The sequence below is a fragment of the Bartonella queenslandensis AUST/NH15 genome, assembly GCF_000312585.1.
Taxonomy (GTDB): domain Bacteria; phylum Pseudomonadota; class Alphaproteobacteria; order Rhizobiales; family Rhizobiaceae; genus Bartonella; species Bartonella queenslandensis_A.
In genome coordinates this window covers 181,124-189,597 of the sequence record NZ_HE997998.1, presented here as the reverse complement: position 1 = coordinate 189,597, position 8,474 = coordinate 181,124, and the positions used below count along the sequence as shown (strand labels likewise).

Below are 8,474 nucleotides of genomic sequence, written 5' to 3'. Positions count from 1 at the left end.
TTTTATTGCGCGCAAAAAATAGCCATGACTCTCTCCCTGTCACTTTAGGGCAAGAAAAAGAAACAAACCCCTTCCTTCGTTGGGATAATTACGCAATCAGAAAAAAACTTTCAATGAAAAATGCTACAGATGAAGAAATTTTTGCTGAAATTCGCAAAAGAAAGGATAATTTTTAGTCATGTTTAAACTTGCATTATGTATTCTCTCCCTTTTCCCTTTTGTATCACACGCTCAAGAAAAGAAACAAGAAATGGATAAGCCTTCTATTATATCACCAATTACTAAAAATTATCTCTTAACAGAAGATCTTCTTTTAAAGTTAGAAAAAATTGAAAAAGAATGTAAAAGTTTGCTTTCAGAAACAGAAAATAATTCTTATACTTACAACCCTAATGTTTTCTCTAGTATTGAAAACTACACCACCTATATTTCTAGTAAACCAAAATTCTTGAATATTTTAAAAGAAAATAACCTCACACCAAAAGATTTTGCTGCTGGGTCCTTAATTCTTGAAGAAATATCAATGCTTCTTACATTTGCACACGAAAAAGAATATTCATCTGAGAAAAATATTATATTTTTAAAAAATCTTGAATTTGTTAAAAAACACTTTTACAAAGCAGTAAATATTTCAGGAGACTGTAAAAGCCTCATTCTGATAAACTAATCAATTATGAAACGTCAAAAAATATCATCCCATTGCTATAATAAGTCAATATGTTGATTTATAGTGGTAATTTACTATTTCATATGTTGAATCAATAAAAAACATCCACTTACACGTTACAAGTGAGGAAAGTCGTATAGAGTGAAATTTTATAATTAAAATATCTTTCATAAATAGTTAAGTACCAAGGACTTTGTAGCACATTGAGAACTGGCAGAATGTGTGACAATGTGATCTGCTTCTTTATAAGCCATAAAGATAGAGGAGTTCTGCTTTGTAATTTTATATATTCATGGAGCTTTAGTTATACTATTCACGGACATCATCTCGAAATGGACTTGGGAATATAAAAAGACGCCTTTTTAAAACAAGTACGTGAATTAGTAATCCAATGGCGTTCTATTCTTCGTTAGAGGTATGACTCTGTCAAAAAATCATCATATTTTCACCATTCCGAATAATTACCTTATATTCCTATTATATTTACAAATGATTTTTATAAAAACAAAATACAACAGGTAGAAAATTTTTTATTGGAATTCGCAAAAGAAAGGATAATTTTTAGTTATGTTTAAAATTGCACTGTGCCTCCTCTTCCTTTTTCCTCTTGTATCATACGCTCAAGAAAAAAAACAAAAGACAGAAATGCCTTCTTTTGCATCACTTCTTATTGCAAACTATCTCTTGACAGAAGATCTTCTTTTAAAGTTAGAAAAAATTGAAAAAGAATATAAAAACTTATCTCAAAATTCAGAAAAAACAGGTACAAAAAGCTATCACACCACTGATAGTGATAGTATTGAGGATGAAATTGCCTATATTTCTAGTAAACAAGGACTTGTAAATATTTTAAGAGAAAATAATCTCACACCAAAAGATTTTATTATTGCTCTCCGAGCACTTCAAGAAACCTTAATTGTTCTGATACATGAAGAGAATTCTACTTATGAAAAAAATGCTATATCCTCAAGCAATATAGAATTTGCTAAAAATCATATGTATAGAATGATCAAAATTTTGAGAAGTTGTTATCAAGAAAATCCTTTTTAGAACAATTTGTTAACTTTGTAAACGCCGGCAAATTTCATCTAATTGTTCTAATGAAGAATAATGTATTTTTAAATCTCCACCTTTTTTACCATGGCGAATAATAACTTTCATCCCGATTACATCTGCGAGTAATTTTTCTAAAGATTTAGTTTCTGCATTTTTTTCTATAGGGGTACGTTTTTTAGTTTTAGGATTAGCCTGTTCATATGCAAGTATTTCTGTTTGACGTACAGAAAGCCCTTCACGGATAATTTTTTCAGCTAAATCTTGTGGATTATCAACAGTTATAAGACAACGAGCATGACCGGCTGAAAGTTGTCCATCTGTTAAGAATTGTTGTACTTTTTCAGGAAGTTTTAATAAACGAAGCGTATTTGCAACATGACTACGACTTTTTCCAATAACTTGTGCTAAATCTACTTGCGTATAATCATGTTCATTTAAGAGCATCTCATATCCTTTTGCTTCTTCGATAGGATTAAGATCTGCTCGTTGAATATTTTCAATAATAGCCAATTCTAAAGCAGTTTTATCATCCACATCACGAATAATAACGGGTAATTGACTTAAATTTGCACGTTGTGCTGCACGCCAGCGCCGTTCCCCCGCAATCAATTCAAACCGATGAGGATGATCTCTTAAAGGCCTTACAATAACAGGTTGAACCACACCGTGCTGACGAATTGATTGTGCCAAATTATCAAGCTCTGTTTCAGTAAAATGACGCCGAGGATTGTGAGGATTACACGAAATAGATTCAATAGGAATAAATTTTTCAGAAAAATTAGCGGATTCATTTAATTTATCAAAGCTTGATGAACGTGCAAGATTATTGTTTAAATTGATATCTCCAATCAATGCTGCTAATCCACGTCCTAGTCTTTTTTTTGAGAGATCATCATTCATAATTTTTCTCTTTGAATTTTCATATTATTTTTTTATATTTCTAAGCAGCAGCGCGTGCTTGTTTTTCACGTTGAATTACTTCCGATGCTAGACGCAAATAAGCTTGGCTCCCAGCACATTTAAGATCATAAAGCAAGACAGGTTTACCAAAAGAGGGCGCTTCTGATACTCTTACATTTCGTGGAATAACAGTACGATAAACTTTATCTCCCATAAAAGAGCGTACATCTTCAACAACTTGATTTGAAAGATTATTACGTCCATCATACATTGTTAGAACAATACCTTGAATTTCTAGGGATGGATTAAGAACGGATCTCACTTGTTTTACTGTCTCAAGTAATTGACTTAAACCTTCAAGTGCTAAAAATTCACATTGCATGGGTACCAAAACAGAATCTGCAGCTCCCATAGCATTAAGTGTAAGAAGATTAAGTGATGGTGGACAATCAATTAAAACATAATTGAATTTTTTTTCCATTTCCGGATCATCATAGAGAGCTTTACGTAAGCGTTGTATACGATCTTGTGATGAAGAAATTTCCATTTCCACACCTAAAAGATCGAGTGTAGAAGGAACAATATGAAGATTAGGTACAGCTGTTTTTAAAGCTGCTTGTGTAATTGAAACGCCTGAAACCAGAACATCATAAGATGATAAAGGACGACTATTACGATCAATTCCCAAGCCTGTACTTGCATTACCTTGTGGATCAACATCCATAATAAGGACATTTTCACCAATGGCTGCTAAAGCTGTTGCAAGATTAATTGCTGTCGTTGTTTTTCCGACTCCACCCTTTTGGTTTGCAATAGCGATAATTCGTGTTTCGCTCATTTTGCTTTACCCTCTATCTGATCGAATATGAGAAATTTCCAAAATAACAGAATTTTCATCAACTTTACTTTTATGTTTTAACAGATCAAAGTGCCAATTGGCAGAGGCATTTTTTATTTCTGTAGCGTAATCCCGACCTTTTTGCAAAAGAGCGATTGTTTTTTCTGTTAATAAAGGAAAAATAAGCTGTAAAAGAGTATTGAGCGGCGCTAATCCCCGTGCTGTTATAATATCGGGTATGGAAATTTTTTGATAAATATCTTCAATTCTAGCGTGATAGACCGTTGCTGGAAGGTTAAGTTGAGCAATAACTGTTCGCAAAAAAGCGACTTTTTTTCCATTACTTTCAATAAGATTAATATGTCCTGTTCTTTTTTCTTTCAGAAAAACAGCAATCACAATTGCAGGAAAACCTCCTCCTGATCCTAAATCACACCACTGTAAAAAATGACTATACAAAGGAAAAATTTGTGCTGAATCTAAAATATGCCGTGTCCATAGATCTGGTATTGTTGTAGAAGATATCAAATTAATATGCGCATTCCATTGAAGTATTAAAGACTCAAACTGAATTAAATTTTCCATCGTTTCACGTGAAACAGAGGGAACAATATTTAACAGTTGTTGATATTTTTGTTCTGTAGAAAAATTCATTAAGCTGTTTTAGCCTTTTCACGTCGTTGACGTTGAATATATGTAATAATAAGCGATAAGGCGGCGGGAGTCATGCCATCAATTTTTTGTGCATCAGCAATTGAACGAGGTGACACTTCTTGAATTTTTGATTTAAGTTCATTTGAAAGACCTGAAATTGCCTGAATATTAAGAGAAGAAGGAATTTCTAAACGTTCATCTCTCTGAAGAGAGGCAATATCTTGTGCCTGTTTATCTAAATAAACCGCATATTGTGCTTCAATTTCTAAAGATTCTACAGTTTTAGAATCAATTGTTTGTAATTGCGGCCAAAAATGTGAAAGACGCTCTAAAGTCATGTGAGGATAAGCAAGAAAATCATAAGCTGAACGCCGAATTCCATCATGGTTAACGTGTAATCCACGAGCAGAAGCTTCATTAGGTGTTAAAAAAAGATTCTGGCATATTGATCGAGCTTGATCAAGACGTTGTTGTTTTTTCTGATAACATTTCCAACGTATTTTACTGACAATACCCCATTCTTGAGCCAAGGGTGTTAAACGTGTATCAGCATTATCAGATCGTAAAGACAAACGAAATTCAGCACGTGAGGTAAACATTCTATAGGGTTCACAAACCCCACGTGAAACCAAATCATCAACCATAACACCAATATAAGCCGTAGAACGACTTATAAGTATTTCATTTAATTTACCTACTTTACGTGCAGCATTCAGTCCAGCCAAAAGCCCCTGTGCTGCTGCTTCCTCATATCCTGTTGTACCGTTAATCTGTCCTGCTAAAAACAACCTTGGTAAAGAGCGTAATTCTAAACTTCTCGTTAATTGTTGTGGATTAACAAAATCATACTCAATAGCATAACCGGGTTGTAAAACGATTGCATTTTCCAATCCTTCAATGGTTTTCAATAGAGAAATTTGTACATCTTCAGGAAGAGACGTAGAAAGACCATTTGGATAAACCGTATTGTCATTTAATCCCTCAGGTTCTAGAAAAATCTGATGTCCATCGCGTTCCCCAAATTTAACAATTTTATCTTCAACTGAAGGACAATAACGTGGTCCTAATCCTTCTATATTTCCAGAATATAAAGCAGAACGATAGATATTTTCGCGAATAATTTTATGTGTTTGCTCATTTGTACGTGTTATTGCACATTCGATTTGTGGCTGTTCAATTTTCTCTGTTAAAAAAGAAAAAGGAACGGGATTTTCATCTGCTTGTTGTTTTGGAAGACGATCCCAATCAATTGTTTTTTTACTCAAGCGAGCAGGAGTTCCTGTTTTTAATCGTCCAAGTTTTATATGATAATTTTTCAAACGATCAGCAAGTATTACACTTGACTGATCTCCCATACGGCCAGCAGCCCATGTTTTATCACCAATATGAATAAAGCCATTTAAAAATGTCCCTGTTGTTAAAACAACAGCACCAGAAAAAATTGCTCCTTGTTTTTTTAAAATAACACCTGATACGCAATGATCTTTAACAATCAAATCAAGTACTTCATCTTCAATGAGCGTAAGATTTTCTTGTTCTTTTAAGAGTTTTTGAATTGCTTCTTTATAAAGCTGTCTATCCGCTTGTGTCCGTGGTCCTCTGACTGCTGGTCCCTTACGTCGATTAAGGAGTCTAAACTGAATTCCAGCAGCATCTGCTGCTCTTCCCATGAGACCATCTAATGCATCTATTTCACGAACGAGATGACCTTTTCCAAGACCACCAATAGCAGGATTACACGACATTGTTCCAAGTGCTGCTATTTTATGTGTGACAAGCACTGTTTGTGCTCCTACACGCGCCGAAGCTGAAGCTGCTTCACAACCCGCATGACCACCACCAACAATAACAACATCATATGATTGCATGTAATTTATTCCATAAAGAATATTCTAAAGTTTCACGTGAAACAGAATATAAATTACATAATCTTTATAATCTGTCTATGAAATAATCAATGTTTCACGTGAATCATTATTTACCAACACAAAACTCTGAAAAAATGATGTCAAGTAAATCTTCAACATCAATATCTCCCGTAATTTTTCCAAGAAAATCACTTGCACGGCGGAGATGTTCTGAACGTAAACTAAGATCAAGAGAATAATAATCAAGAGAAAATTCAATCTCTTTAACAGTTTCTTTTAATAATTGAAGTTGCCTTTTACGCGCCGGAACAAGATTTCCAACTTCAGAAACACGACGATGACAAAATTCTTCAAGTTGTTTGATAAAACAATCAAAATTTAAACCTGTTAATGCAGAAAATTGTATAGAATAACCTTCGTCATTTTTTTCATAAAGATCAAGCTTATTACCAACACGCCATATTTCAGCAGATGTTTCTGGTAAATCAACTTGTTTAGGATTTTCTATATCATAAACCAAAATAACTAAATCAGCTTCTCTAACATGTTGCTTAGCAACTTCTATTCCCAATTGTTCTATTTTATTTTCTGTTTTTCTAAAACCAGCAGTATCCGTTAAAAAAATAGGTAAACCACCAAGAACAAGTCTCATTTCTAAAGCATCACGAGTCGTTCCTGCTTCTTCCGTGACAATAGAAACAGATCTTCCTGAAAGACGATTCATAATGCTTGATTTTCCAGAATTTGGAGCACCCGCAATAACAATTTTTAATCCATCCCGTAAAATACTTGCACGCTCTCCTTCACGAATATGTTCTCGAAGAGAAATACAAAGTTCTTCGACATCTTTCCAAATTTTATCAGATATTGCGTTGGGAATATCTGCTTCATCAGAAAAATCAAGTTCTGCTTCAATAAAAGCACGTGCTTTTATAAGCTTTTGACGCCAATCACGATAAAGTTTTGTTAAATGTCCACTTGTCCCCATAACAGCTAAACGACGATGGCTTTCTGTTTCTGCCTCTATTAAATCAGCAAGACCTTCTGCCTGAACAAGATCTAATTTTCCTTCCATAAATGCACGACGTGAAAATTCACCTGCCTCTGCAATACGGCATCCAGAAAATGTCGATAATTCATCGAGAAAACGATTAACAACAGCTTTTCCCCCATGCAAATGGAATTCTGCACAATCCTCTCCTGTAAAACTGTGAGGAGAAGGAAAAAAAACAGTTAAAGCGGAATCTAAAAAACTTCCATCACGAGCAATGAGATTTCCATAATGCATAAAACGCGCTTTAGGTAAACAACCACAAAGCGTTTTAACGATATCCACAACATGAGGACCAGAAAGTCGAATGACTGCAACCCCTGAAGGCAACAATCCACTCGAAACAGCAAAGATTGTATCCACAGGTTCTATCCTAATAAAAACCTTAATGACTCTATGTATTCATTGAATCAAAAAATTCACTATTGTTTTTTGTTTGCTTTAATTTATCAATCAAAAACTCAATTGCATCTGTTACATTCATAGGTGCTAAAATACGACGAAGAACAAAAATTTTATGTAAATCTTGTCGTGCGACCAGAAGCTCTTCCTTACGTGTTCCTGACTTTAAAATATCCATAGCAGGGAAAATGCGCTTATCAGCAACTTTTCGATCAAGAACAATCTCGGAATTACCTGTTCCTTTAAATTCTTCAAAAATAACCTCATCCATACGGCTACCTGTATCAATCAAAGCCGTTGCAATAATAGTTAAAGAGCCACCTTCCTCAATATTACGTGCAGCACCAAAAAAACGCTTTGGACGTTGCAAAGCATTTGCATCAACACCACCTGTCAAAACCTTACCTGAAGAAGGAACAACCGTATTATATGCACGCCCAAGACGTGTAATGGAATCGAGAAGAATAACAACATCGCGTCCATATTCAACGAGCCGTTTAGCTTTTTCAATGACCATTTCTGCCACCTGTACGTGACGTATTGCAGGTTCATCAAAAGTAGAAGAAACAACCTCTCCTTTTACTGAACGCTGCATATCTGTAACTTCTTCTGGCCGTTCATCAATCAAAAGAACAATAAGATAACATTCAGGATGATTAGTGGTAATAGAATGGGCAATATTTTGAAGTAAAACTGTTTTTCCTGTCCGAGGTGGTGCGACAATTAATCCTCTTTGTCCTTTTCCTAATGGAGATATCAAATCAATTACGCGTGATGACATATCCTTCTCTGTAGGATCTTGTATTTCCATTTGAAAACGTTCATTTGAATAAAGAGGGGTAAGATTATCAAAGTGAATTTTATAACGAATCTTTTCAAGTTTTTCGAAATTAATTGTATTAATTTTAAGAAGAGCAAAATAACGTTCCCCTTCTTTTGGGCTCCGTATAGGACCTTCAATGGTATCGCCTGTTTTTAAAGAAAATGACTGGATTTGTGCAGGTGAAAGATAAATATCATCAGGTCCAGGAAGGTAGT

General features: G+C 34.4%; 9 protein-coding genes. 3 read left to right on the top strand and 6 right to left on the bottom strand.

Annotated features, from left to right (window positions below; translation table 11 throughout):
• Nucleotides 1–5 precede the first annotated feature (5 nt).
• From BN338_RS04610 to BN338_RS04600, 3 genes are all read left to right on the top strand, one after another.
• On the top strand, nucleotides 6–176 hold the full coding sequence (locus BN338_RS04610; RefSeq protein ID WP_425277461.1) for a hydroxyacylglutathione hydrolase C-terminal domain-containing protein: 171 nt from the start codon (nucleotides 6–8) through the stop codon (nucleotides 174–176).
• 2 nt (nucleotides 177–178) lie between these two features.
• Nucleotides 179–667 carry a hypothetical protein gene (locus BN338_RS04605; RefSeq protein WP_039759470.1) on the top strand — a complete coding sequence of 163 codons (489 nt, stop codon included), beginning with the start codon at nucleotides 179–181 and terminating at the stop codon, nucleotides 665–667.
• Nucleotides 668–1,234: 567 nt separating this feature from the next.
• Nucleotides 1,235–1,717, top strand: coding sequence for a hypothetical protein (locus BN338_RS04600; RefSeq protein WP_039759468.1), 483 nt, complete (start codon nucleotides 1,235–1,237; stop codon nucleotides 1,715–1,717).
• Between the two features lie 9 nt (nucleotides 1,718–1,726).
• On the opposite strand, the gene BN338_RS04595 is transcribed toward BN338_RS04600, so the two are convergent.
• From BN338_RS04595 to rho, 6 genes are all read right to left on the bottom strand, one after another.
• Nucleotides 1,727–2,623: a ParB/RepB/Spo0J family partition protein gene (locus BN338_RS04595; protein WP_039759466.1), complete on the bottom strand. Its 897-nt coding sequence runs from the start codon at nucleotides 2,621–2,623 to the stop codon at nucleotides 1,727–1,729.
• Nucleotides 2,624–2,663: 40 nt separating this feature from the next.
• The gene (locus BN338_RS04590; RefSeq protein WP_039759463.1) at nucleotides 2,664–3,461 is read right to left on the bottom strand and encodes a ParA family protein; all 798 of its coding nucleotides are present in this window, start codon (nucleotides 3,459–3,461) and stop codon (nucleotides 2,664–2,666) included.
• A 6-nt stretch (nucleotides 3,462–3,467) separates the two neighbouring features.
• The gene (gene rsmG, locus BN338_RS04585) at nucleotides 3,468–4,115 is read right to left on the bottom strand and encodes a 16S rRNA (guanine(527)-N(7))-methyltransferase RsmG (RefSeq protein WP_039759460.1); all 648 of its coding nucleotides are present in this window, start codon (nucleotides 4,113–4,115) and stop codon (nucleotides 3,468–3,470) included.
• Nucleotides 4,115–5,983, bottom strand: a complete 1,869-nt coding sequence (gene mnmG, locus BN338_RS04580; protein WP_039759457.1) for a tRNA uridine-5-carboxymethylaminomethyl(34) synthesis enzyme MnmG — start codon at nucleotides 5,981–5,983, stop codon at nucleotides 4,115–4,117. Before mnmG ends, rsmG begins: the two co-directional genes overlap by 1 nt.
• A 106-nt stretch (nucleotides 5,984–6,089) precedes the next feature.
• Nucleotides 6,090–7,397, bottom strand: coding sequence for a tRNA uridine-5-carboxymethylaminomethyl(34) synthesis GTPase MnmE (mnmE, locus tag BN338_RS04575; protein ID WP_039759454.1), 1,308 nt, complete (start codon nucleotides 7,395–7,397; stop codon nucleotides 6,090–6,092).
• 31 nt (nucleotides 7,398–7,428) lie between these two features.
• The coding region (gene rho / locus BN338_RS04570) for a transcription termination factor Rho (RefSeq protein ID WP_039759453.1) at nucleotides 7,429–8,474 on the bottom strand (1,046 nt) is incomplete at its 5' end.